The 24,826-nt window shown below is 68.0% G+C and carries 24 protein-coding genes; 11 read left to right on the forward strand and 13 right to left on the reverse strand.

Features of this window, described 5'->3' with window-relative positions; genetic code table 11:
* Positions 1-75: 75 nt before the first annotated feature.
* The 3 genes from ACIA12_RS19530 (at position 76) to ACIA12_RS19540 (ending at position 4,192) form a co-directional block, all read left to right on the forward strand.
* Complete coding sequence (locus tag ACIA12_RS19530) at positions 76-768, forward strand: response regulator transcription factor (RefSeq protein WP_396368421.1); 693 nt, start codon at positions 76-78, stop codon at positions 766-768.
* A complete protein-coding gene (locus tag ACIA12_RS19535) occupies positions 765-2,567 on the forward strand; it encodes a sensor histidine kinase (protein ID WP_396368422.1) in 1,803 nt (600 codons plus the stop codon). The genes ACIA12_RS19530 and ACIA12_RS19535 overlap by 4 nt, the downstream gene beginning before the upstream one ends.
* A 146-nt stretch (positions 2,568-2,713) precedes the next feature.
* On the forward strand, positions 2,714-4,192 hold the full coding sequence (locus ACIA12_RS19540; RefSeq protein ID WP_396368423.1) for a S1C family serine protease: 1,479 nt from the start codon (positions 2,714-2,716) through the stop codon (positions 4,190-4,192).
* A gap of 143 nt (positions 4,193-4,335) precedes the next feature.
* Here ACIA12_RS19540 and ACIA12_RS19545 read toward each other — a convergent pair whose 3' ends face one another.
* A complete protein-coding gene (locus tag ACIA12_RS19545) occupies positions 4,336-4,800 on the reverse strand; it encodes a hypothetical protein (RefSeq protein ID WP_396368424.1) in 465 nt (154 codons plus the stop codon).
* Positions 4,801-4,962: 162 nt separating this feature from the next.
* On the opposite strand from ACIA12_RS19545, the gene ACIA12_RS19550 reads away from it, so the two are divergent.
* Positions 4,963-5,478, forward strand: coding sequence for a DinB family protein (locus tag ACIA12_RS19550; protein WP_396368425.1), 516 nt, complete (start codon positions 4,963-4,965; stop codon positions 5,476-5,478).
* Here ACIA12_RS19550 and ACIA12_RS19555 read toward each other — a convergent pair.
* The 3 genes from ACIA12_RS19555 to ACIA12_RS19565 form a co-directional block, all read right to left on the reverse strand.
* On the reverse strand, positions 5,475-6,176 hold the full coding sequence (locus ACIA12_RS19555; protein WP_396368426.1) for a pirin family protein: 702 nt from the start codon (positions 6,174-6,176) through the stop codon (positions 5,475-5,477). The two genes, ACIA12_RS19550 and ACIA12_RS19555, sit on opposite strands and share 4 nt — an antisense overlap.
* A gap of 19 nt (positions 6,177-6,195) precedes the next feature.
* Positions 6,196-7,095, reverse strand: a complete 900-nt coding sequence (locus ACIA12_RS19560) for a DUF2797 domain-containing protein (RefSeq protein WP_396368427.1) — start codon at positions 7,093-7,095, stop codon at positions 6,196-6,198.
* A gap of 314 nt (positions 7,096-7,409) precedes the next feature.
* Positions 7,410-7,739, reverse strand: coding sequence for an L-rhamnose mutarotase (locus ACIA12_RS19565; protein ID WP_363826550.1), 330 nt, complete (start codon positions 7,737-7,739; stop codon positions 7,410-7,412).
* Positions 7,740-7,867: 128 nt separating this feature from the next.
* Here ACIA12_RS19565 and ACIA12_RS19570 point away from each other — a divergent pair, with 128 nt between their 5' ends.
* The 3 genes from ACIA12_RS19570 to ACIA12_RS19580 all read left to right on the forward strand — a co-directional run bounded on the left by ACIA12_RS19570 (position 7,868) and on the right by ACIA12_RS19580 (position 11,035).
* Complete coding sequence (locus ACIA12_RS19570) at positions 7,868-8,629, forward strand: VOC family protein (RefSeq protein ID WP_396368428.1); 762 nt, start codon at positions 7,868-7,870, stop codon at positions 8,627-8,629.
* Between the two features lie 158 nt (positions 8,630-8,787).
* On the forward strand, positions 8,788-10,695 hold the full coding sequence (locus tag ACIA12_RS19575; RefSeq protein ID WP_396368429.1) for a penicillin-binding transpeptidase domain-containing protein: 1,908 nt from the start codon (positions 8,788-8,790) through the stop codon (positions 10,693-10,695).
* Positions 10,696-10,798: 103 nt separating this feature from the next.
* Positions 10,799-11,035: a zf-TFIIB domain-containing protein gene (locus ACIA12_RS19580; RefSeq protein WP_396368430.1), complete on the forward strand. Its 237-nt coding sequence runs from the start codon at positions 10,799-10,801 to the stop codon at positions 11,033-11,035.
* Positions 11,036-11,038: 3 nt separating this feature from the next.
* Here the strand turns inward: ACIA12_RS19580 and ACIA12_RS19585 are convergent, their stop codons facing one another.
* Positions 11,039-11,377, reverse strand: a complete 339-nt coding sequence (locus tag ACIA12_RS19585) for a WhiB family transcriptional regulator (protein ID WP_396368431.1) — start codon at positions 11,375-11,377, stop codon at positions 11,039-11,041.
* Positions 11,378-11,462: 85 nt separating this feature from the next.
* The gene (locus ACIA12_RS19590) at positions 11,463-13,847 is read right to left on the reverse strand and encodes an immune inhibitor A domain-containing protein (RefSeq protein ID WP_396368432.1); all 2,385 of its coding nucleotides are present in this window, start codon (positions 13,845-13,847) and stop codon (positions 11,463-11,465) included.
* Between the two features lie 199 nt (positions 13,848-14,046).
* Here ACIA12_RS19590 and ACIA12_RS19595 point away from each other — a divergent pair, with 199 nt between their 5' ends.
* The gene (locus ACIA12_RS19595; RefSeq protein ID WP_396368433.1) at positions 14,047-14,511 is read left to right on the forward strand and encodes a GNAT family N-acetyltransferase; all 465 of its coding nucleotides are present in this window, start codon (positions 14,047-14,049) and stop codon (positions 14,509-14,511) included.
* On the opposite strand, the gene ACIA12_RS19600 is transcribed toward ACIA12_RS19595, so the two are convergent.
* Complete coding sequence (locus ACIA12_RS19600; protein ID WP_396368434.1) at positions 14,508-15,377, reverse strand: NAD-dependent epimerase/dehydratase family protein; 870 nt, start codon at positions 15,375-15,377, stop codon at positions 14,508-14,510. The genes ACIA12_RS19595 and ACIA12_RS19600 overlap by 4 nt on opposite strands.
* An 87-nt stretch (positions 15,378-15,464) precedes the next feature.
* Between ACIA12_RS19600 and ACIA12_RS19605 the strand changes: the two genes are divergently transcribed.
* Together ACIA12_RS19605 and ACIA12_RS19610 are read left to right on the forward strand one after the other, a co-directional pair.
* Positions 15,465-16,520: a DNA polymerase IV gene (locus ACIA12_RS19605; protein WP_396368435.1), complete on the forward strand. Its 1,056-nt coding sequence runs from the start codon at positions 15,465-15,467 to the stop codon at positions 16,518-16,520.
* A 46-nt stretch (positions 16,521-16,566) separates the two neighbouring features.
* Positions 16,567-17,256, forward strand: a complete 690-nt coding sequence (locus ACIA12_RS19610) for a hypothetical protein (protein WP_396368436.1) — start codon at positions 16,567-16,569, stop codon at positions 17,254-17,256.
* 12 nt (positions 17,257-17,268) lie between these two features.
* Here the strand turns inward: ACIA12_RS19610 and ACIA12_RS19615 are convergent, their stop codons facing one another.
* Genes ACIA12_RS19615 through ACIA12_RS19640 form a run of 6 tightly spaced genes read right to left on the reverse strand, consistent with a single transcriptional unit; the run spans position 17,269 to position 23,985 of the window.
* Positions 17,269-18,114, reverse strand: coding sequence for an amidohydrolase family protein (locus tag ACIA12_RS19615; protein ID WP_396368437.1), 846 nt, complete (start codon positions 18,112-18,114; stop codon positions 17,269-17,271).
* 58 nt (positions 18,115-18,172) lie between these two features.
* Entirely contained in the window at positions 18,173-19,705 is a 1,533-nt protein-coding gene (locus ACIA12_RS19620) for a sugar ABC transporter ATP-binding protein (protein ID WP_396368438.1), read from the reverse strand.
* Entirely contained in the window at positions 19,702-20,706 is a 1,005-nt protein-coding gene (locus ACIA12_RS19625) for an ABC transporter permease (protein WP_396368439.1), read from the reverse strand. Before ACIA12_RS19625 ends, ACIA12_RS19620 begins: the two co-directional genes overlap by 4 nt.
* Complete coding sequence (locus ACIA12_RS19630) at positions 20,703-21,788, reverse strand: ABC transporter permease (RefSeq protein WP_396368440.1); 1,086 nt, start codon at positions 21,786-21,788, stop codon at positions 20,703-20,705. The genes ACIA12_RS19625 and ACIA12_RS19630 overlap by 4 nt, the downstream gene beginning before the upstream one ends.
* Positions 21,785-22,879, reverse strand: a complete 1,095-nt coding sequence (locus ACIA12_RS19635) for a mandelate racemase/muconate lactonizing enzyme family protein (RefSeq protein WP_396368441.1) — start codon at positions 22,877-22,879, stop codon at positions 21,785-21,787. The genes ACIA12_RS19630 and ACIA12_RS19635 overlap by 4 nt, the downstream gene beginning before the upstream one ends.
* 14 nt (positions 22,880-22,893) lie before the next feature.
* Positions 22,894-23,985 carry a sugar ABC transporter substrate-binding protein gene (locus tag ACIA12_RS19640; protein WP_396368442.1) on the reverse strand — a complete coding sequence of 364 codons (1,092 nt, stop codon included), beginning with the start codon at positions 23,983-23,985 and terminating at the stop codon, positions 22,894-22,896.
* A 137-nt stretch (positions 23,986-24,122) separates the two neighbouring features.
* On the opposite strand from ACIA12_RS19640, the gene ACIA12_RS19645 reads away from it, so the two are divergent.
* Positions 24,123-24,818 (forward strand): GntR family transcriptional regulator, encoded by a 696-nt coding sequence (locus tag ACIA12_RS19645; RefSeq protein ID WP_343981977.1) that lies wholly within the window; start codon positions 24,123-24,125, stop codon positions 24,816-24,818.
* Positions 24,819-24,826: the final 8 nt, after the last annotated feature.

Genomic DNA, 24,826 nt, shown 5'->3' on the forward strand with positions numbered 1-24,826 from the left:
ACAGACGGCATAACCTCATCAGGCGGGGTTCGGCCGAGCTCTGCCTTCGAGGACAGTGGCGAGCGGGAGCGCGAGATGCGGGTACTGGTGGTGGACGACGACCGGGCGGTCCGGGATTCGCTGCGCCGTTCGCTGGAGTTCAACGACTTCGAGGTGGTGACCGCGTCGGACGGCGCCGAGGCGCTCGCGGTGATCGGCAACGTCGAGCCCGATGTGGTCGTGATGGACGTGATGATGCCGCGGCTGGACGGGCTGGAGACGACCAAGGCGTTGCGGGCCGCGGGCAACAACGTGCCGATCCTGGTACTGACCGCGCGGGACGCGGTGGCCGACCGGGTAGACGGACTGGACGCGGGTGGCGACGACTACCTGACCAAGCCGTTCGCGCTGGAGGAGCTGCTCGCCCGGCTGCGGGCGCTGCTGCGGCGCAGTACGACGCCTGGTGAGGGCGGCACCCGCGGCGAGGTGCTCCAGTACGCCGATCTGGTGGTGGACGTGGACGCGCATGAGGTGCACCGCGGCCAGACCCCGATCCCGCTGACCCGCACCGAGTTCTCGCTGCTGGAGCTACTGATCCGCAACCCGCGCCGGGTGCTCGAGCGCGCGGTGATCCTGGACGCCGTCTGGGGCTACGACTTCCCGACCACGGCGAACTCGCTCGAGGTCTACATCGGCTACCTCCGCCGCAAGACCGAGGTCGACGGCCTGCCCCGCCTGATCCACACGGTCCGCGGCATCGGCTACGTCCTGAGAGACACCCCACCGTGACCACCCAACCCCCACCCGACGACTTCCCGAAGTACGCCGGCAACCCCCCCGACGAGGAAACCCTCGAGTTCGGCCCCAACCACAACCGCCCGGACCGCCGCCCGGCCCCGCTCCAGAACGGCTACACCGCTGGCAACAACGGCACGGCCCCACAGGCGTCGCCACGCCCGGCCAGCCCCGGCCCGGCCCAGCCCGGCTCCGGCCCCGTCGTTCCCGGTGGAACCGGTCCAGGCAGCTCCGGCCCAGATGGGCCAGGCTCCGACGCCGATCCAGATGGGGTTGCCACTGCGGGCAACGCGAACCGGGTGGCCGAAACGGTGGCGCGGACCCAGGGTTGGTGGCAAGAGAAGCTGCACCAGCTGAGCCTGCACGCGCGGGTCACCCTGCTCGCTGCAGTAGCGGTGGGCCTCGCCGTCGCCTTCGTCAGCATCGGCGCCTACATGACGGTCCGGCAGCAGATGTACCGCAACCTGGACGACAGCCTGCAGGATCGCGCGGTCCAGGCGGCCAAGAACGGGGTGCTGACCAACTACCGCAACCTCCAGGTGGCCTCGAACGACGCTCTCGGGCTGAGTGACATCTTGTTCGGCATTTACCTGGACGACGGTGAGAAGGTCGCCCCGAGGCTGAGCAACCTGCCGCCGATGGGGCCCAAGGAACTGGCCGTCGCCAAAGGCACCGCACCCGATGACGGGATCAGCATCGAAACGGTCGGCGTGCCCAACCAGCCGCACTTCCGGGTGATCGCCGTTCCCGCCGAGTTCTGTCCGCGCCCAGACACCAGCCAGTGTCAGGAAGTTGAGAAGATTCCGGCGGCACTGGTCGTCGCTCAGTCACTCCGGCCGATCGACCGGACGCTGCACAACCTGGGGATCGTGCTGTGGGCCGTCGGCCTACTGGGCGTGATCGGTGCGGCGCTGGCCGGGAATGCGATCGCTCAGTCAGGTCTGCGGCCGCTCGCCCGGCTGACCGGCGCCGCGGAGAGCATCGCCCGGACCGAGGACCTACGGCCGATCCCGGTGACCGGTTCGGACGAGATCTCCCGGCTTGCGGTGGCGTTCAATGCGATGTTGGCTGCGCTTGCCCGGTCGCAGGATCGGCAGCGGCGGCTGGTCGGGGATGCCGGGCACGAGTTGCGGACGCCGTTGACGAGCATCCGTACCAACCTCGATCTGCTCGCGCAGGCGGACAAGCGCGGCGGGCTGCGAGCGGAGGACCGGCAGCAGCTCCTCGACGACGTGCGCGCACAGATGGACGAGCTGACCGCGCTGATCGGCGACCTGACCGAGCTGGCCCGCGACACTCCGCAGGTGCGGGACGCCGAGCTGATCGAGATGCAGAACGTCGTCGAGGACGCCCTGATCAAGGTCCGCCGGCGCGCGTCGGGGATCGAGTGGGACGTCAAGCTGTCGCCGTTCCCGGTCTGGGGTGACGAGCGGCTGCTCGGGCGAGCCGTGACCAACCTGCTCGACAACGCAGCGAAGTACAGCATCCCGGACGACTCCGCACCGCGGCCGCCCGACGGCGAGCCACTCGGGCGGGTCAGCGTTCGCCTGCTGGACGGCGTACTGACGATCACCGACAGCGGGCCCGGTATCGCCGAGGCGGACCTGCCGCACGTGTTCGAGCGCTTCTACCGCTCCAGCGAGGCGCGCAGCCGGCCCGGCTCCGGCCTGGGCCTGGCGATCGTCAAGCACGCCGCGGAGCAGCACGGCGGCATGATCTACGCCCGCAACGCGCCGGGCGCCGGAGCGCAGTTCACCCTCTGGCTCCCACACGCCGCCACCCAATCCCGCTGACCGCGGACAGGAGCCCCCGTACTCCGGTACGGGGGCTCCTGTCTGTACCTGGCCTGACCGGACCTTCAGGGGATCTTCATCGAGTTCTTCGGTAGCTCTGACGGGATCTTCAGCGGGTTCTCAGGTGCAGCAGCCAAGGTTGACCCATGACCGAGAACCAGCCGCCTCAGCCGCAGAACCAGCCCGGTGACGACACTCCGGCGCAGGGTTCGACGTTCGGCAACCAGCCTGCACAGCAAGCACAGCAGCCTGCGATGCCGACGTACGGCTCGGGCTCACCGGAGCGCACGCAGCAGCTGCCGATGGGCGGCTACGGCCAGCATCAGCAGCAGCAGCCGTATTTGTCTCAGGGCGGGCCGCAAGGTGGGCAACAGTGGCCAGGGCAGCACCCCGCGGGCGGCGGCGGTGCTGCTCACCAACAGGGCGGGCAGTTCGGGATGTCCGGGACGCATCAGGGGGCGTCACCGGGCCCGAACTGGCCGTTCGGCCCGCAACCGGCCCAGTCCGAGCCCCCGAAGCCGCTGAAGCGGCGCGGTCTGGCTCTGGTGGCAGCCACCGCGTTGCTGGTCGGTGGCGCCGGCGGTGTCGGCGCCGCGGCGGTCTACTCGGCCACCAACGACTCCAGTACTTCGGCCCCGTCGGTGACCGCTCCGCTCAACGGCAGCCAGGCCGCGCCGGTGTCGGCGCCGGACGGCTCCGTGCAGAACGCGGCCTCCAAGGTGCTGCCGAGCGTGGTGAAGATCGGCGTCGCGACCTCGCAGGGCGCGGCCACCGGGTCCGGCATCGTGATCAGCAAGGACGGCCTGATCGTCACCAACAACCACGTGGTGGCGGGCGCCGGCAACGGCGGCAAGATCCAGGTGATGCTGAACGACGGCCGCACGCTGGACGCGACGATCGTGGGCACCGACCCGCTGACCGACCTCGCGGTGATCCGGGCGGACGCCAACAACCTCACCCCGGCCGTGCTCGGCAAGAGCGGCACCCTCGGCGTCGGCCAGGGCGTCGTCGCGATCGGCTCGCCGTTCGGGCTGGAGGCGACCGTGACCAGCGGCATCGTCTCCGCGCTGAACCGGCCGGTCACCTCGGGCGACGAGCAGCAGGACAGTACGACCGTCTTCCCAGCAATCCAGACAGACGCCGCCATCAACCCGGGTAACTCGGGCGGCGCACTGATCGACCTCGCCGGCCAAGTGGTCGGAATCAACAGCGCGATCAAGACCGCCGGAGGATCGGGACAATCCGAAGGCGGCAACATCGGCCTGGGCTTCGCAATCCCGATCGACCAGGCCAAGCCGATCATCGACGAGCTGGTGGCCAAGGGCAAGGCCACACATGCACGGCTCGGAGTGGGTGTCGGCGACGCGCAGTCTTCCGCGGCGTTCCAGCAAGGGGCGACGATCGGCGAGGTGACGTCCGGCGGTGCGGCGGACAAGGCCGGCCTGAAGACCGGTGACGTAGTCACCGCGGTCGACGGCAAGGTGATCGCGTCAGGGGACGCGTTGGTCGCCGCGGTCCGTTCGCACCGCCCGGGCGATGAGGTGACCATCACCTTCACCCGGGCCGGCAAATCCCAGCAGGTCAAGGCCACCCTCGGCTCCGACAACGGAAACCCGACCGGCTGACCCCCGATCTCCGTCGCCCCTATCCCCCCCGGGGGCGACGGAGCACCTCCCTGATAGGGACTCCGACCGCCCACCGAGCGGCCGGAGTCCCGTTTTGTTGTGCCTCAGTACCGTTCCAGACCGCTGAATCCGGTCCGCTGTGCTCAGATGTACTGGTTGCGGAAGGAGGCCAGGTCGCAGTTGATGACGTCGTTGCGCTGGACGTCGCGCAGACACAACTGGACCTCCATCCGCAGGATGTTCCTGTCCGGGTTCGAGAACCCGGAGTCGAGGAAGCCCTCGGTGTGGTCCGCGCACCCGGACGAGTCCCCTTGCCACGGCGACCACTCCGAGTACGCGCCGTTCCCCCAGATCACCCTCGACCGGACGTACACGCCGTACCCGTCACCGGACCCGTCACCGGCACAGTGGTCCTGGGCATAGCCCTGTTGAAACGCCTTGTGTTTGCCGGTGAAAACGACTGACCCCTCGGCGCTACCCCAACCACTCGGGTACGGCGAGATCGTCGACACCAGGTAGTAGGTGCTGTTGGCAGCGGCCGGCGTAGCGCCGGCGACCAACCCAGCGGCCAGCAGGCCCAACGCGGCCAGAATCCTGACGGTCCTCACAGCCGATCACCCCTGCCTATTCTCGCCACCCCGACGGTGGCGTGGGCGGAACAAGTTGGCCGGACTGTAGCCGCCCGATCCACGAGCGGGAAGGCTCGGCGCGGTGCTTTCGATGTCTAATTGCGATGCGGTGGACGGATCGAGGCACTAGCGTCCCGCCTCATGACGATGTCTCGGGAGCGGCCGCCGTTCGTGGCGGATGAGCGGACTCTGCTGGTCGGCTGGCTGGATCAGCAGCGAGCGCTGGTTCGGTGGAAGTGTGAGGGACTGGCCGCGGCAGACGAGCAGCGGTCGGTACTGCCGACCTCGCCGCTGATGACGGTGGCCGGACTGGTCTCGCACATGCGCTGGACCGAGCACTGCTGGTTCAATGTGCTCTTCCTGGGTGAGTCGCATGCGGACAACCCGCAGTTCCAAGAGGAGCCCGACGACGCCGACATGCTCGTCGCCGGTATCTCGCTGGCCCAGCTCCTCGCCGACTACGAAACCCAGTGCGCCCAGTCGAACGAGATCGTCGCCACCCATTCCCTCGACGACACCGGCAAACACCCCGACTTCACCGCCTCCCAGGCAACCCTGCGCTGGATGCTCCTCCACATGCTCGAGGAAACCGCGCGCCACGTCGGCCACCTGGACACCATGCGAGAACTGCTCGACGGCAACAAGGGCTACTACTAGTCGCTCATCTCCCAGAGGAGCAACTCGGCGCCGTCTGAGCCGGCGGTCAGGCGTTGGCCGTCGGCGTCCTGGATTCGCGCCGCGTCGGCTGGGCCGAGCTCACTCTGCTCCAACATGATGTTGCCTGTAGCAACGAACAGGTGAGCCTGCGGCGACTGCGGCAGTTGGAGTGTGTCGCCTGGCGCGAGCCGCGCGACGGAGAGGCCGGCTCTCGGCTGGTTGATGGTGATGGCGGTGCTGCCTTGGTGCTTGGCCAGACCTGAGGCGATCGGCATGAACTCGGCGGTCGGGCTGACGTCGGCTTGCTGGTACGACGGGGGCAGGTCGTACTCGCCCGGGCGGACCCACATCTGAACGTAGTGGACCGGTTCCTCGGCGTCGTTGCGTTCGGAGTGCTGGATGCCGCTGCCTGCGCTCATCCGTTGGACCAGGCCGGGGTAGATGATGCCGCTGTGGCCCTCGGAGTCCTGGTGGAGCAGGGCTCCCCGTAGTACCCAGGTGACGATCTCCACGTCCTGATGCGGGTGCGTGTCGAAGCCGGTGCCGGAGGCAACCACTTCGTCGTTGTGCGCCATCAGCAGCCCGAAGCCGACGTTCGCCGGGTCGTAGTACGGGCCGAACGAGAACGAGTGCCAGGAGTCCAGCCACCCACTCTGCGTCCGGAACCGCTCGTCGGCCCGCCGGATGTCGACACTCATGCGCCCAGTCTCGCACTGCTCAGAACAGCGCCTCCTGGTCGTCTCGCCGTGGCGCTGGTTCGAGTTTCTCCAACGGGACGGTGAGTTCGGCGCCGGCGGGGGAACGGCCGAGCGTCCAACCGGCCAGCAGGTGCGTGTCGAGCAGGAGCAGTCCGGCGGGCGTTTCGACGTACAGGTCGCTCCCGATCGTGCAGACGATCCGTCCGGCGATCACACTGCCTGCCACCGGCTCGACCATCGCGACCTCAGCCCGCAGCCCGTTGTCGGGCAATCCGTAACGCGCTACGTGATCGCTGACCTGAGCCTCGCATCGAACCTGCCCCTCGGGCCAGTCCACTGCTGCTGCCCGCTCAACCACATCCAAGAGCCCGGTACTACGCTCCGCCACACTCCCCGGCCGCATCCGCGCAGCCCTCTTCCGGCCGATCCCGACCCGATCCGGCAGCCCGAGCGTCGCCCCCAGCGTCATCTCCACCCGCCGGGCACCCACCAAACTCCCCGCCGAAATCATCACGGACGCCAACGCCCCCTGCTCCAGCAACCGAGCCTCACCCCGCTCCACCGCCGTGATCCCGACCTTGATCACGCTCCCGTGGTGAGCCAGATACACGTGATACGGCCGCGGATCATCCAGCCGGGTATCCGCAGCCACCGAATTGGACCGCTCCATCCCCTGACAGTCAGCGCATTGCCCACTCCGCCCACCCGCCGCAAGCACCGTCCTGGTCGAGCACCCCAGCCACCGCCCGGCACGCCAGAACCCAACACACCGGCGCTCCCCCTCAAACACAAACGCCAACTCACTCCCGAGCAACAACGGGCTACGACGCCGGACATCACGCCCATTCACCACCCACTCGAGCTGAGCAACCCCATCCAGCCACCCAACCCCACCAACCCGCCAGCCACCCTCACCCATCCAACATTCCTACCACCGACCACGGACAACTCCCCGCCCGTCGACGGCTGGCCAAGGAACCATCGCCCGAGCCGGGCAGCGACGAAGGGGGCTGCGCCGGAGTCAACGCCGGACTGCCCGCCAGCCGGCGCGCGGCGAGCCGTTGCGTGGCAGCATCAATCGCCGCTCGCCAGCCAACTCGCCGGGCGGACGACGCAGGAGCCAGCGAATGTCAGCGTCGGAGTACACGCCAGGGGCGGGCGGGAGCGGCCGGAGCGGGGAGCGACGGAGGAGCGAGCAGCGGAGGTTGCGTGGGCGAGTACCTACGCGGCGTACTAGCTGGTTTGTTCGCTCATGGTCCAGACGTGGCGGAGGGACTGGCCGGCCAGGCCGTCCGGGTTCTGGGCGAAGCTTTCGACGAACTGGCTCATGTGGTCTTGCCAGCGGCGGTCGATCGGGTCGTTGGAGAGCTGGGCGACGGCGGCTTCGTAGTCGTCGCACTCGACCAGGTGGAACAGGTCGCGGCCGCTGCGCCAGATGCTCCAGTCGTGGATGCCGGCCTGGTTCATGACGGTGATCAGTTCGGGCCAGACACGGGCGTGCTCGAGCTCGTAGGCCTCTTCGGTACCGGGGATCAGCCGGCTGTGCAGTGCTAGGCGGGTCACAATCGTGCAGGATACGCCGGGGCTTGACCGAACCGTTATCCGAACACCCGGTGATCGCCTCGACGTGGCCGGTAGTCCCTGGCAGGTTAAGGGGCTGTTCTGGACACCGCATTCCGGCAGGAGGACCCATGGTCGAGCGGAGCGTTCCGTGGCCGCCCGGTACGCCGAACTGGGTGGACCTCGCCGCCGACGACGCATGCGCCGCCGCCCGCTTCTACGCCGCCCTGTTCGGCTGGTACTGCGAGCAGCAGAGCACCCGCGACTACCGGGTCTGCAAGCTGGACGGCTCGGACGTCGGCGGCATCGGCCCCAAGCAGCCCGGCACCGAGCACCTGCCGAGCCGCTGGACCACCTACCTGGCGACCGATCACCTCGACCGCACGCTCGACGCGGTGACGGCGCACGACGGCACCGAACTGCTCACCCGCGAGGTCGAGTCGCACGGCCGGATGGCGATCGCCGCCGACCCGAACGGCGCGATCTTCGGGCTGTGGCAGGCCGCCGAACACATCGGCACCAGGCGCAGTACCGATCCCGGCATGCTCGTGTGGAGCGAGGCGCTCAGCGAGGACTTCGAGACGGCCAGGGCGTTCTACACCGCCGTCTTCGGCTACCGCGCGGAGGAGATCGGCGGTTACAACCGGTACGCCGCCCTGTACGCGGCCGACAAGCCCGTCGCCGGCACCGGCGAGCTCCACCCCGACTTCCCGGCCGGTACGCCGCCGCACTGGCTCCCGTACTTCGCTGCCACCAACACCGACCAGGCGATCGACCAGGCCACCACGGCCGGCGGGGAAATCATCGGCGAGCCGCTGGAAACCGACTTCGGCCGGATGGCCGTCCTGGCCGACCCGGAAGGCGCCCGCTTCGCCGTCATCCAGCTCGGCTGACGGTTCGGCTGACCCCAGCAGCCAACTAGTAGCGGCAGCCGCGCGTCGTACGGACGTGTGACCGGTACCCGTGTGAGTATTTTCCCTCTCGTGGCAGGCTGGCCACACGCCGAAGACTGTTCCAGGTGTGTACCCGTCGCCGTGCGAGAGTTGAGAACGTGAAGCGAACTGCTGCCATCGTCTGTCTGAGTGCCGTCCTCGTCACCGCTGGTTGTACCGACAGCAAGTCGGGCAGCGGGGGCAAGCCAGACCCCAACAACGAGAAGCAGGCCTCCGCCGAGGTCGTCAAGAACTTCGCCGCCGCCTGGGTCAAGGCGTGGGCGCCGGACGGCAAGCCCGACGAGGCGGCCGCGCTGACCGACACGCCGGCCACGTTCGGCAAGCGGCTCGACGAGGTCGACTCCGCGCTGGTCGCGCAGTCCGTGACGGTCACCCCGCAAGGCGACCCGAAGTGCTCCGACGACAACAACTGCAGCCAGGATCTCGCCGTCGAGGCCGTCCTGCGCGGCATCGGCACGATGAAGTGGACGAGTACGGCGGCCGCCGTGAAGACCGGTGACAGCTGGAAGATCAAGGCCTCCGGCGACACCATCTATCCGGGGCTGGGCGCGTCGAACTACCTCAAGCGCGTCCGCGCACTGCCGGCCCGCGCGTCGATCCTCGACCGCAACGGCCAGCCGCTGACCGCGAACCGCCAGGTCGTCATCGTCGGAGTTGCCTCCGGCAACGTGGCGACCGCGGCGACGTACGCGGCCTTCAAGGCCAAGCTCGATGTCGACGGCGCCAAGCTGAAGGCCCGCGCGATCGCCGCCCCGGCCGGTCAGTTCGTGGACGCGATCACGATCCGGATGGAGCAGTGGCAGGCGCTCGCGCCGACCTTCGGCAAGCTGCCCGGGGTGCTCACGATGGGCGGCACCGCGTCGCTCGCGGAGAGCCCGACCTTCGCCCGGTCGTTGCTCGGCACGATGAAGACGGCGACCGCCGAGACGCTGAAGAACGCCGGGCCGACCGCGTCGGCCGTCGACCAGGTCGGTACGACCGGCCTGCAGTACTCGTACCAGCAGCAGCTCGCCGGTACGCCGGGCGGCACGGTCACGTTGCGCGACGGCAAGACCAAGCTGACCATCAAGACGGTCTTCTCCCAGCAGGGCAAGCCCGGTACGCCGGTGAAGACGACCATCGACCCGAAGCTGCAACGGTTCGCCGAGGCCGCGCTGGCGACGAGCAAGCTGCCCGCCTCGCTGGTCGCGATCCAGCCGTCGACCGGGCAGATCCTGGCCGCGGCGAACGGCCCGACGCCGACCAACTACAACCGCGCCTTCCTCGGCCGGTACGCGCCGGGCTCGACGTTCAAAATCGTCACCTCGGCCGCGCTGCTCGGCAGCGGGCTGACCGTCAACACGCCGCTGCCGTGCACCAACACGATCAACGTCTTCGGCAAGACCTTCAAGAACTACGACGGTCTCGCGGCCTACGGCAACGGCCCGATGCAGAAGGCCTTCAACGAGTCCTGCAACACCGCATTCATCTCCCAGCACGCCCGGCTCAAGTCGGACGGGATGACGAAGGCCGCGGCGATGTTCGGCATCGGCCAGGACCTGAAGCTCTCGGTACCGGCGTACGGCGGTGAGGTGCCGGCTCCCAAGGACGACGTCGCCGAGGCCGCCTCGATGATCGGCCAGGGCACCGTCACGGCCAGCCCGCTGGCGATGGCGCTGGTCGCCGGCGCGGTCCAGCACGGTACCGCGCTCAAGCCGGTGCTGGTCCCGGGCAAGGACCCGGCCGGCGCCGCCGCCAGCCCGTTGCCCGCAGCGACCGTCGCGGCTCTCCGTACCTTCATGCGCACCACCGTCACCGGCGGCACCGCCCACGCCCTGGCTCCCTACGGCAGCGCCGCCGCCAAGACCGGTACCGCCGAAGTGGTCTCCAACGGCAAGGTCATCACCAACGGCTGGATGGTCGGCTACCGCGGCGACGTGGCCTTCGCCGTCATCGTCGAAGGCGGCGTCTCCGGCGGCAAGGCAGCCGGCCCCATCCTGGCCAACTTCATCAGCAAGTTCAGCTGACCGAGAGGTTCCTAAGAAGTCCCTTAACGGGCGGGGTTTCGGGGTTTTCGTCACCTAGGGTATCCAGATGGAGACCCTGACCTGTCCTAAGTGTCGTGCGGCGATGCGGACGTATGAACGCAGCGGTGTGACCGTTGACCAGTGCACTGAGTGCCGCGGGATTTTTCTTGATCGGGGTGAGCTGGAGAAGCTTGTCGACGCGGAGGTTGCCTACAACGGGCCGCAACCCGTGCAGCAGCAGGTTCCTCGGTACGAAGAGAAGCGGTACGAGGACAAGCGGCATCAGCAGTATCCGCAGCGCAAGAAGAAGAAGTCGTTCTTCGACGAACTGTTCGACTAGGACCTAGTGGTGGCGGCCGTGGAAGGCGGGTTCGCGTTCTTCCTCGGTGATGCCGCCCCAGACGCCGTACATCTCGCCGACGACCGCCGCGTGGTCGGCGCATTCGCGCCGGACCGGGCAGGTGCCGCAGAGCGACTTGGCGACGAGTTCGCGGGCGCGTTTTCGCAGGCCCCGCTCGGACTCGGCGGCGAAGAACAGCTCGGGGTTCACGCCCTGACAGGCGGCGCGGTCCTGCCATTCCCAGTTCTCGATCATCGCGGAAGGCAGACCTTCCGGCGCCTTGGTGACCGCCCCGGCGGGCGGCTTGCGCCTCACGGGCGGGGCCCAGGGTTGCTCAGCCATCACAGACACCTCGTACCTGGTCGGGGTCCGGCGACTGTCTGCATAGTCGTCGGCACCCGACCAGGTACCCGCCCTCAAACCTGGGCTACTTCGAGACCACGATCCGCATCGACGTGCCCAACTGGCTCATCACCCGGATCTTCACCCCGGCATGCGGCACCTTCACGCCGTACGACGGGATCTTCGAGGTCCAGAAGCTCAACCGGTCATCGAAGGTCGGTACCGCGTCCTGGCCGCGCACGTAGTTCTTCTTCCCGGCCACCGTGAGGTTGAACGAGTCCGACTTCTGCAACCCGAAGGTCGAGTCGTAGCTCTGGACCGTGCTCCGCCAGTACGCCCCGTCGAGCCGCACCCGCGGTTCCGGGTTCGCATCGATCGGCAGCCACTGCCCCTCACCGGGGTGTACGGCCGTCTCGTTGTTGTTCTGCGAGGTATCCCAGTACGACACCAGCAGCCCGTCCTGGTACGGGTAGTGCTCGACCCAGTTCGGTCGCGGCGCCCCGACGAAGTTGTACGGGCCGTACTGCAGATACCGGTTGAACGAGTTGTACGTGTAGTTCGACGCCAGGTAGTAGTTGTCGTAGTCCCGCGTCACCGACGCACCGGACGGTTCGAAGCCGACGGCGGTCCACCCGTTGGCACCGTTCTCAGCGCCGTCGGAGAGCAGCGTCTTGCCACCCGCCGTCAGCTTGATGTCGTCGGCGAAGAAGCCCAGCTCGTGCGTCGCCGCGTCGGTCGCATACCGGAACCGCAGGTCGATCGTCTTCCCCGCAAAGGCCGACAGATCGAAGGACGCCGGCTGCCACCCCTTGCTGTCTCCATCGATGCCGTTCGCCTCGGCCGCCTTGGTGATGCTGCCCGGGATCGCCTTCCAGCCCGACCCGGCGTTCACCTCGACGTACGCGTAGTCGCAAGCGTCCGCGCCACAGTCCTCGATCTTCCAGTTGGCCTGGAAGTCGAGCGACGCCTTGCCCGCCGGCAGAGTCACCTTGCGCGTCAGTGTGTTCGACAGCTTGTCGCCGGTCCCGCTCCACCACGACTTGGTACCGGTGACAGGCTTGACCAGCTGCGTCGTCACCTTCTTCTTCGGCAGTACGACGACAACGCCCTGCGCCCGCTTCGAGTTGTACTCGTGCGGCCCGAGATCGATCGTCCTGGTCTGCCCGGCCTTCACCGTCTCGTAGTCGAGCCAGCCGAGCTGCAGCTTGTCCCAGGTACCGAGGTCCTGTGGCTTCAGCCCGATGCCGACGTCACCCTTGGAGCCCGAGCGGGACTGCGACATCACGCTCCACCAGTTCACCGGGTTCTGGCTCGGCTTGCCGGACGTGTCGTAGTGGTCCGGCAGTCCGAGATCATGACCGTACTCGTGCGCGAAGACGCTCAGACCGCCGTTCTCCGGCTGGATCGTGTAGTCGCCGATCCACAGGCCGGTGCTGCCGATCTGGGTGCCGCCGAGCTTGTTCGCCGACGGTCCGCTGGTGTGGTTGCTGAAGGCGTACCAGCGGTGTGACCAGATCGCGTCCTCACCCTGGTGCGGGTCGCCGTCGGCCTGGTCGCCACCGGCGTGGACGATCTGGAAGTGGTCGATGTACCCGTCGGGCTCGTTGAAGTTGCCGTCGCCGTCGTAGTCGTAGCGGTCCCACTGGTCGTACGAGGCCAGCGTGGACTTGATCTGCGCGTCGGTCTTGCCGGTCGCTTCCTGGCCTTTGACCCATTGCCCGACGGCATCGCTGATCAGGTTCCAGGTGTTGCCGCAGATGTTGTCGTCGCAGGGGACGCCGTTGCTCCGCCCGTACCGCGCCTCGTTGTAGGGCACCTTCACCCAGTCCGAGACGGTCCCGTCGACGCTGTACCGGCCCGAGGACTGCTTCTCGTAGTACGTCCTCACCGAGTCGCCCTTGCCGAAGTACAGCTGGCGATAGTGCTCGGGTGAGTAGTCGGCCTGCCAGACGGTGGAGTTGTCGGTACTCCGGTCCGGCGCGGGGATCGCGTTGTGCAGCGGCCCGTCATAGGTCAGCGGCCCGTCGGTGTTCGGGTCGGTGTCCTTGTCCGGGAAGTCCGGATGCCGCTTGTTGCCGAACTCGGCCAGGATCACGAAGATCTTGTCCGTCTTCTCGCGCGCCAGCTCGACGTACTGGTCCTTGCGCTTGGCCGCGAGCTTGTCCTGGCCACTGGTCGCCGGTACGTCGACCTGCCGGCCGACCCTGACCACCTTGCTGGCGCCGCGCTGCTCGACCTTCGCAGTGCCGTTCAGCACATTGGTCAGAGCACGTTCGCGCAGGTCGCGGCGCTTGTCCTCGAGAGCGTTGGGTAGTTCGTCCGGGCCGGCCTTTACCGCGGCGGGTCCGCTGGGGGCATCACCGTCGGCCGGAGCCGGTCCGGCGACGGACTGGGGCAGCTGGCCGAGGCCGGTCAGCACCGCGAGACTCAAGACCCCGATGGCCGTCGTCCGTGCGGGTTCGAAGCGCACACATCCTCCTGGGGCGATATCGGTAGATGGGGCCGGCGCCGGCGGGCGCAGCGGCGGCCCCGCGCCGGACAGGAGCCGGTGGCAACTATCTCGCGCGAGGTTATCGCACCCAGGGTCACCGCTCGGTGACCTTGAGCGATGTCAGCGGAGGATGTCCGCTCTCCGTGCGGCGACCCGGCACGGCCGGTATCTTCGCCAGATGAGCACACCGTCCATCTCTCTGCGGACGCCGACCGCCGACGAGTACGCCGGCTGGATGACTCGCGGCTGCGAGGGCTACGCGGCCGACATCGGGCCCGCCCGCGACCTCGATCCCGCGACCGCGCTGGAGGCCGCGTACCAGGAGTTCGGCGCGCTGCTCACCGATGGCCTGGAGACCGAGAACCAGCTGGTCTGGCTGGCCTGCCACGACGGCGAGCCGGTCGGCAGCCTGTGGATCGGCACCCAGAAGGCGACCCCGTTCATCTACCTGGTCGAGGTGCTCGCCGAGCAGCGCGGCAAGGGGTACGGCCGGGCGATCATGCTGGCCGGCGAGGAGGAGTGCCGCCGCCGCGGCTACACCCACCTCGCCCTCAACGTCTTCGGCAGCAACAGCATCGCCACCAGCCTGTACGACTCCCTCGGCTACGTCGTCATCACCCAGGAAATGCGCAAAGCGCTCTAGCGGCCCTTGGCGAGGTCGGCGACCGCGTCGAGGTGCTTCGGGGTCCAGCCGAGTTCGCGCTTGGCCCGGTCGCCGGTCATCCGCTGGTCGAGGGTGTAGGCCTCGGCGATCGGGCCCATCCGCTCGGCCGCCTCTTCTGCAGTCAACTGCTCGAAGCTTCCCGGCCGACCAGCCGCCTCGGCCAGCGCCGGAGCCAACTCCTTGAACGGCACGCTCTGCGCCACCCCCAGATACAGCGCCCCGGCCGGCGCATCCAGCGCCAGCACATACAACTCGGCAATGTCCTCGACGTGGACCAGCGTCGTGTGGTTCACCCCGTCATCAATCACCGGCACCGCGCCAGTGGCGCGCGCAGGCTCGACGAAGAACGCCTCGATCAACCCGGCCGACCGCCCGTAGACGAGCCCGGGCATCACCAGCACCGGCCGCGATCCGCTGGTCGCCGTCGCCAGCACGCGAGCCTCGTTGTCCAACCGCCAGGCCGTGATCGCCGGCGGGTTCATCTCCGCCGTCTCGTCGATCACCCCATCGGTGTCGCCGTACACCCAGACGCCACCCGTATGCACGTACGCTCCACGCCCGTCGAGCCCCTCGAGCATCGCCTCGGCGGCGGCCAGGTCGATGGCGGCTGCCTCAGGGCTGTTGACGGCGCCGAGGTGAATGACCCCATCCGCGGCCGCGGCGGCGGTACGGAGTACGTCGAGATCCGTCAGGTCGCCGACGACGGCCTTGGCGCCGAGGGCGGTAACCGTCTCGACGGCCCGGTCGCTGCGGGCCAGCGAGGTCACATCGTGGCCGTGCCGGAGCAGCGCCTCGATCGTCGCGCGGCCGATGTAGCCCGAACCGCCGGTCAGAAATACCTTCATGTCCGTTCCTTTCTTGTCCTCTCCAGCCTCCGTTCGTCGCGCTCCGTAGTCCAAGACCTGTTCCGCCGTCTGTGATACCTCTGGGGTATGAGCACCTCACCGGGCTGGTGGTTGCTGCACGTCGACATGGACCAGTTCATCGCCGCCGTCGAGATCCGGCGCCGCCCTGAGCTGCGCGGGCTGCCGGTCGTGGTCGGTGGATCGGGTGATCCGACTCAGGCACGCCAGGTGGTCGCCACCGCGTCGTACGAGGCGCGCGAGTTCGGTGTGCATTCGGGGATGCCGTTGCGGGCCGCTTTCAAGAAGTGTCCGGAGGCGGTGTTCCTGCCGACCGATCCGGCGACGTACGACGCCGCGTCGGCCGAGGTGATGGACACACTGCGGTCGTTCCCCGTGATCGTGGAGGTCTGGGGCTGGGACGAGTGCTTCGTCGGTGCGTCGACGGATGATCCTGAAGCGTTGGCGGCCGAGTTGCGCGCCGCTGTCCTGGAACGGACCGGGTTGTCGTGCTCGATCGGGATCGGCGACAACAAGGTGCGGGCCAAGCTGGCGACCGGTTTCGGCAAGCGGGACAGCGGAAGTGGTGCGGGCGTCTATCGGCTGACGGCGGCCAACTGGGTCGAGGTGATGGCTCATCGACCGGTCCGCGAACTGTGGGGTATCGGCAGCCGGATGTCGCAGAACCTCAACGAATTGGGGCTTTTCACCGTCGCCGACCTCGCGGCGGCCGACCTGGACGTGCTGACGAAGCGGTTCGGGCCGAAGATGGGCGCCTGGTATCTGGCGCTCGGGCGCGGGCTCGGGGACACCGAGGTCACCGACGTACCGCGCGAGCCGGTGTCGCGCAGTCATGAAGAGACGTTCGCGACTGATCTCGCGACGGCCGAGGAGGTCGCGCGGGAGTTGCGGCGGATCGCTGAGACGGTCACTCGCGAGGTGGTGGCCGAGGGGCGGAGCGTTCAGCGGGTCGCGGTGAAGGTGCGGTTCACGTCGTTCTTCACGCCGATCAAGAGCCGCAAGCTTCCGGAGATCACCCAGGATCCTGAGGTGGTCGCCGCGGCGGCTCTCGTCTTGCTGGAGAAGTTCGAACTGCGCCGGCCGGTACGGCTGCTCGGCGTCCGGGTGGAATTCCCACGGGCCTGAACTCCTGGCGCCTGAACTTCTGCCGGTGCATCGGCGTCCTATCGGCATGTTCACTCGCGCAACGGTGATCGGCACGGCTGTCGCCGTCATCGCCACCGGCGGTCTTGCTGCCGCCGCCGTGGCTCGCTCCCAGTCCTTGCCGGACGGCGGCTGGAGTCCGGTCGGTGGGGTCAAGAGTCAGCCGGTGGTGAAAAAGCCCGCGACTGCTCAGCCGAAGCCGGTCGACAAGGTGCCGGCGCTGCAGGCGGCACAGGTGCGCTACGAGCGTCAGAGCTGGGATGATCCGACGGTCAGGGCCTACATCTCCATCTTTGCTCCGGCTGGCTGGAAGATGGTGAAGCTGTCGCCGTTGGAGGCCAAGTTCACCAGCCCCAACGGTCTGTGGAACCTCCGGCTGAACGCCGTCGAACCGGATCAGCTGGTCAAAGCAGCCGCCGACAACCGGTACGCCGTGATCAACGCATCCGTCGAGGACTTCCACCTGATCTCTCGCACCGTCGGCAGCACCCGGGCCACCAACTCGAACTATCAGGGCACGGTCTTCCACCACCAGACCCTCACCTACACCTACACAGACCCGTCCCGGGGGCCCCGCTTGGTCATCGACCGCTTGGTGTCCCTGGGCACCAACCTCCACGTCCTCTTCGAGGCCACCGCCGGCGGCCGCCCTCAGGATGCGGCGGCCCTGGCAGCAGTAACCGCCAAGGCAACCGAGAACTTCGTCCGCCTGCCTTGACGCCGAACGCGGTCAGCTGAGGCGGTAGACGCGGCGGGCCGTGTTGCCGAACACGGCCTCTCGCTCTTCGGACGTGAGGGCAGCTGTGAGCTCTTCTGCTGCTTGGACGACCTCGGCATACGACGCGGCCAGGAGGCAGACGGGCCAGTCGGAGCCGAACATGACTCGGTCGGGGCCGAAGGCGTCCAGGACGACGTCGGCGTACGGCTGGAGGTCTGAGACCTTCCAGTCGGTCCAGGACGCCTCGGTGACCATGCCGGAGAGTTTGCAGGTGACGTTGGGTTGGGCCGCCAGGGCACGGATGCCGGCGGCCCAGGGCTCCAGGTCGCCGCCGATGACCGGCTTGGAGATGTGGTCGACGACGAACGAGAGGTGCGGAAGCGCCTGCACGGTCTCCACAGCGGCCGGCAGGTGTGGCGTTTTCGTCAGCAGGTCGTAGACCAGCTCGGCCTCGGCAACCGCCTCCAGGCCAGCTCGTACGTCGTCGCGGCACAGCCACCGATCGTCCGGTTCGTCGTGTACCTGGTGCCGGATGCCCTTCAGCCACTCCCCGTCCGGGCGTTGCCGCAGCTCTGCCAGCGCATCGGCGACATCAGGTGCGGTGAGATCCACCCAGCCGACCACGCCGGCCACCAAGTCGTTGCTAGCAGCAACTTCCAGGAACTCCGGCGTCTCCGCCGCGAGCCCAACCGTCTGTACCAGCACAGTCGCGGTCACCCCCGCAGCAGCCGCCTGCGGCTCGAGCTCGTCGATCGAGAAGCTCCGCCGAATCGGATCCAGCTCCGGCCCGACCATCCAGCTCTGCTCCCGAACACTCAGATCCCAGATGTGATGATGCGCATCAACCCGACCGGTCACAACTCACTCCCATCTCTCGTCGTACTTCCGCTCCGCACCACGCACCCTCCGCTGCTCGTCACGCGGGTGCCGGGGCTTCCGCGTGGATGAGGCGGATTACCTGCTGGCTCATCGTGTCGTAGTCGTGGTCGTTCGGTACCTCGCCGCGGACCTGGAAATCTCGCATCACGACCACCCGGTCGGCCAGCGTGATCATCTCCGGCAGGTCCGAGGTGATCAGCAGGATCGCCAGCCCGTTGGCCGCGAGGTCCCAGATCAGGGTGTGGAAGGCGTCCTTGGTCCGGACGTCGATGCCGACGGTCGGCTCGTCGATGATCAGGATCTCGGTCTTCGCCGCCAGCCATTTGGCCAGCGACACCTTCTGCTGGTTCCCGCCGGACAGCGTGCCGGCCAGTTGCTCCGCTGACGCGATCCGGATCCCGAGCTGCTCGACATAGTCGGCGACCAGCGCCGATTCGGCCTTCTTCGGGACGTACGACAACCCTGGAATCCGCCCGAGCCGCTTCAGCAGCCGGTCCCAGACGGTGACCGCGATGTTGCGGCTGACCGACTGCTCGAGGAAGACGCCCTCCTCCTTGCGGTTCTCGGTGACGTACCCGATCTTGTGGTTCTTCAGCGCGTCCCGCACGTTCCGGATCCGCACCACCTCACCACGCACCCGTACCTCGCCCGCCGTGATCCGGTCCAGCCCGAGCAACGCCTTGGCCAGCTCGCTGCGGCCCGCGCCGACCAGTCCGTACAGCCCGACGATCTCACCCGGCCGGACGGTCAGATCCACCTTCACGTGGCCGGTCGCAGTACCGACTCCGGAGAGCTCCAGCAAAGGTGATGCATCGGCGACAGTGCGCGGCGGCAGCGTAAGCGCCTCGTGCACGCGACCGACCATCAGGTCGACGACCTGGTCGCGGGTCAGGTCCGACAACGCCCCTGACTCGAGCACCGACGAGCCGTCCCGCAGCACGGTCACCGTGTCGCAGATCTGGAAGACCTCTTCGAGCTTGTGGCTGACGAACAGCACCGAGCGGCCGTCGTTCTTCAGCTTCTCGACCACCCGGAAGAGCCGCTCGGCCTCGTTCGGCGTGATCGAGGCGGTCGGCTCGTCGAGCAGCAGCACCCGGCTCTCCACCGACAGCGCCTTCGCGATCTCGACCAGCTGAGCCTGCGCGACGGACAACTCCGTCACCGGCAGGTCCGGGTCAAGGTCGAGGTCCAGCTCCGCCAGCCAACGCGAAGCCTCCGACCGGATCCGGCCGCGGTCCACCAGTCCGCGGGAGGTCGGCAGCTTCTGGAGCAGGATGTTCTCCCCGACCGTGAAGCCCGGGATCAGGTTGCGCTCCTGGTGCACCACGCCGATCCCGGCCGACGCCGACTCATGCGGCGAGCCGAAGGCCACCGGCTGGCCGTCGAGCAGCAGCCGTCCGCCGTCCGGCTTGTAGAGCCCGGTGATCACCTTGATCAGCGTCGACTTGCCCGCGCCGTTCTCGCCCAGCAAGGCATGCACCGAGCCCGCTTCGAGCTTCAGCGTCACGCCGTCGAGCGCCCGGACACCCGGGAACAGCTTGTCCACCTCGGAGGCTTCGAAGAGCGTCATGAGACGCCTCCGGCCACCGCTGCGTCGGGCGCCTTGACGACGGTTCTTCGCTCTTGCCGGCGGGTCCGCACCTGGCCGAGCACCACCGAGCCGAGCACGACCGTACCGACGACGAAGTTCACCCAGCTCGGTTCGAGCGAGAACTCGGCCCGGGCGGTGTCGACGAAGCGCACGATGAAGGCGGCGAGCACGGTGCCGAGTACGACTGCCGAGCCACCGGTCAGCAACGCGCCACCGATGATCGGCGCGGCGAAGCTCGGCAGCAGCCAGTCGCCGCCGATGCTCTTGTTGACGCCGGGCGACGACGCGATGGTCAGGATTGCCGCGACGCCGAGGATCGCGCCCGACAACGTGTGCGCGATGATCACCGACCGGTCGTTGGAGATCCCGGAAAGCCTTGCAGCGATAGGGTTCCCGCCCGAGGCGAGCAGCTGGCGCCCCGGCACCGTCCGGCGCAACATCACCGCGAGCAGCCCGGCCACCACCAACGCGACCAGGAAGATCAACGGGAGCACCCCGAACACGGCGTACGAGCCGAAGCTCTTCAGGCCTTGGGGATACGCGTCGACGGTGCGGGTGCCGACCAGCCGGTACTGGACGCCGAGCAGGACGGTCATCGTGGCCAGGGTGACGATGAAGCCGTTGATCCGGGTGAGCACGACGAGCAGACCGTTCGCCAGGCCGGCCAGCGAGGCGAGCAGGAAGCCGATCAGCAGCGCGAGCGGGACAGGTACACCGTGGTCGGCCATCAGCACGCCCATCGCGCACGCGGCGAACCCGCCGACGGCACCGACGGCGAGGTTGAGTTGACCCACGGCTAGAACCACCATCTGAGCCAATCCGATCAGCACCGGCACCGCAAGGAACTGAAGGAGCACTCGCAGTGAATTCGCCTCGAGCAGATCACCGTGCGAAGCGATCACCAGGAAGACGAAGAACACCACACCGATCACCAGCAAGGTCATCTCGGTCGTCCGCGCGAATCTCAGCAGGGACTTCATCGTTCCTTCACCCCCTGCCGGTCGGACAGCACTGTCCGGAACCGGTCGGTCGACAAGGCGACGAGCAGGATCAGCCCGAGGTAGATGTTCAGGCTCTCCAGCCCGACGCCCAGCAGATCAAGGCCTTTCCTGATCACCGTGGTCAGCGCGGTACCGAGCAACGTCCCCCAGATGGAGATGAACCCGCCGGCCAGCAACGTCCCGCCGAGGATCGGTCCGAGGAACGACGGCAGCATGAACTCCTCGCCGATGGTCGCCTTGATCGACCCGGTGCTGACCGCGAGCATGAAGCCGGCCAGCGCCGCCAGGCAGCCCGACATCGCGTGCGCGGTGATCACCCGGCGAGCGGTCGGGATGCCCGACAGTTCGGCCGCCTTCACCGACGTACCGGTCATCAACAGCTCACGGCCTAGCTTGGTGCGGCTGTAGATCCAGCCGACGACGATCATCGCGATCACGGCGAACATCGCCAGTTGCGGTACCGCGGGCGACCCGCAGACGTTGCCGACGCAGACGTCCGCCAGCGAGTAGTTGCGCAGCTCGCGCATCCCCGGCGGCTTGGTGACAAAGGCTGCGTTGTCGGTCAGCCCGGTGTAGACGAGCGGGATCAGGCCGAGCAGCAGGAAGTCGAGCGCGAGCGTGACGACGAAGGAGTTCACGCCGGTACGGGCGATCACCCAGCCCGCGAGCGCGCCGATCGCAGTACCGGCGACCAGGCCGACCAGCAGTCCGGCGTACAGGCTGAAGTGCCACAGGTCGTACGAGATGCCGGTGATCATCATCGAGAAGGCCGCCATCCGGCCGACCGCGAGGTTCATGTGGCCGATCGAGAGCACGCACATCTGCGCCAGACCGACCACGGTGAACATCGCGATGTCGCGGAGCAGCGGGAAGACCACGAGTTGCTGGTTGAATAACGCCGGCCGCAGGATCCCGAACAGCGCGGACAGTGCCACGACCAGGATCAGCAGGCCGATCCGCTGGTTCGCCCACCACGGAGTGCGACCGCCGCGCGGTGCCTCGACCGCCGCGTCCGGCTCCTGCAGGGCGGCGGTGGCCGTCTCCGAGACGGGCGCGCTCACGAGACCCGCCGGTCGTCGATCGCGTCGCGGTCCCAGTCGATCCCGAGTCCGGGCTCGTCCGGCGCGACGGCGTGCCCGTCGGCGATCGCCATCTCGGTCTTCGTGATCGCCCGCAACTGCGGGATGTGTTCGACGTACCGGCCGTTCGGTACCGCCGCCGTCAGGCTGACGTGCAGCTCCATCAGGAAGTGCGGGCAGACCTCGAGGTTGAAGGTCTCGGCCAGATGCGCCACCTTCAGCCACGGGGTGATGCCGCCGACCCGGGCGACGTCGACCTGGACGATGCCGGCCGCGCCGGCGGCGACGTACTCGCGGAACTGCGAGATCGAGTACATCGACTCGCCGACCGCGATCGGGATCGAGGTCGACTCGGCCAGCCGGACGTGCCCGGTCAGGTCGTCGGCGGGCAACGGCTCCTCGAACCAGCTCAGGTCGAGCGGCTCGAAGGCCCGGGCCCGGCGCTTGGCCTCGGCGTAGGTCATCGACTGGTTGGCGTCGACCATGATGTCGAGCGCCGGCCCGACGGCATCCCGTACGGCGGACAACCGCTCGAGGTCCTCGTGGACGCGCGGCTTGCCCACCTTGAGCTTCACCCCGGGCCAGCCGGCCTTCTGCGACTCGAGCGCCCCGGCGACGAGCTGGTCCGTTGTCAGGTGCAACCAGCCGCCCTCGGTGTCGTACAGCGGGACCCGCTGGCGGAACCCGCCCGCGAGGCGCCAGAGCGGCTCGTCAGCCCGGCGGCAGCGCAGATCCCACAGGGCGGTGTCGACGGAGGCCAGCGCGAGCGAGGTGATCGCGCCGACCGTGGTCGCCCGGGTGGAGGCGAACAGGTCGAACCAGATCGCCTCCACGTTGCGAGCGTCCGCGCCGATCAGCCGCGGCAGCAGGTGGTCGCGCAGCATCGCGAGGATCGACGTACCACCGTTGCCGATCGTGTACGAGTAGCCCAGGCCGACGTACCCGTCGGTGGTCTCCAGCTCGACGAAGACGGTCTCCTGCTTGACGAACGCCTGGACCGCGTCGGTCCGGACGGTCTCCACCTCGAGATCGACCAGGAACGCCTCGGCGCGACTGATGGTTGTCGTGGGCAAGGTGTGTACTCCGGTCACTTGCAGCTCAGCTGGGCTGCGAAGTCCTTCTGCAGCTCGGTCGTCTTGGCCTTGCGCTCGGCGTCGTAGGTGTCGACGTTGGCCTTGGTGACGACGAACGAGCCGGAGTCGACGATCACGCCGGGCGTCTTCATCGTGCACTGCTTGGAGCCGAGCAGGGCGAGCAGCCAGCCGCCGACGTACGCCTGGCCGACCGGGTTCTGGGTGACCGTCGCGGCGACGCCGCCGGACTTGATCCCGGACAGGATCTTGGCGTCGTCGTCGATCGCCACCACCTTGATCGGAAGCTTGCTGCTCGCCACTCCGTCGGCCGCGGCGACGGCCGGGTTGTAGGCGGTGGTGACGATGCCCTTGATCTCCTTGCCCTTCGAGGCGAGCAGGTCGGCGACCGCCTTCTGCGCGGTCTGCAGGTCCTTGTCGATGTCGGTGATGACCGGCAGCTCGGTCACCTTGCCGTTCGTCTCCGCGATCGCCTTCTTCACGCCGGCGATCCGGCGCTGGGTGTTCGAGTCGACGTTGTTGCCGGTCAGGTGCACGATCGTGCCCTGGCCGCCGATCGCCTCGATCGTCGCCTTGGTGGCCTTGTACGCCGCTGCCTCCACGTCCGTGGACAGGCAGAAGTCGGCCGAGTTGGTGTCACCGGCCGGGCAGGACGCCAGCGAGCCGACCGCGAAGCCCTTCGACTTCAGGTCCTCGAAGGTCGAGTTGATGTCGGTCGGCGAGACGCCGAAGATGCCGAACGCGTTGTAGCCCTGGGCAGCCAGCGAGTTGATCACGTTGTTCTGCTTGCCCTGGTCCCACTCGCCGGTCTCGTTGAAGGTCACGCCACCGAGCTTGAAGTCGGTCTTGTCCAGCTCGGCGGTGGTCTTCCAGGGCTGGAAATAGGGGTGCGCGCCGCCGGGGATGAGGGCAAGCTTGACGCTCGAACCGTCCTTGAGCTCGACCGGGCCGGTCGAAGTACCGGCCGAGGCGTCGTCTCCGGAGGTGCCGGTGGCGTCATTCGAGTTCTTGGTGCTGCAACCGGTTGCGGCCAGTGCAACGACGGCCAGCCCGACAGCGGTTTTCCGGTACATGGAGTGGACGGTCATGGGGCTGGCTCCTCAAAGATCCTATAGGATATTGCGTAGCTGATGCTGCCGCTTCACACTGGTGACGTCAAGACTTGTCGTCATAACGACTGTGCACACCGCCGGTCGGGCATGATGGGGCTTCGGGAGGAGCGACTGTGACAGATGCGCATGTGGGTCTGGCGGGGCAGCTCGCCCGGCTGCCTCAACGGCAGGTGCTGAGCGACGACGTCTACGAGACCGTCAAGGGCCTGATCATGGACAGCGTGGTCGAGCCGGGCACCCGGCTGAACATCGACGCGCTGACCCGGGAGCTCGGCATCTCCCAGACGCCGATCCGCGAGTCGCTGGCCCGGCTGGAGTCCGACGGCCTGGTCATCAAGGAGCCGCTGCGGGGGTACCGGGTGTCGTCCCGGTTGACCCGGGAGGAGTTCGAGGATCTCTTCGAGTACCGGCTGCACATCGAGCCGTGGGCGGCCGGGCGAGCCGCCGAGCGGACCGGGGCCGAGGACATGGCCCGGCTCAAGGACGAGATGTTGAGCTATACCGACGTACCGGATCGTCCTGACTACGACAGTTACAAGGCGATGGCCGCGCACGACCAACGGTTCCATGATCTGGTACTGGAGTTGTCCGGCAACGAGACGGCCCGGCAGTCCTTCGCCCGCACACACTGTCACCTGCACCTGTTCCGGCTGTACTACGGCGGCGGGATCGCGACGAAGGCGTTGCGTGAGCACAAGACCGTGGTGGCCGCCGTTCGCAAGGGCGACCCGGTTGAGGCGGCCGCCGCGATGAAGGCACATATCGAAGCGTCCCGGGCCCGGTTGCGGCCTGTGTTCGACCAACTCTGACCCCCTCT

This window comes from Kribbella sp. NPDC051620, from assembly GCF_044453825.1.
Taxonomy (GTDB): domain Bacteria; phylum Actinomycetota; class Actinomycetes; order Propionibacteriales; family Kribbellaceae; genus Kribbella.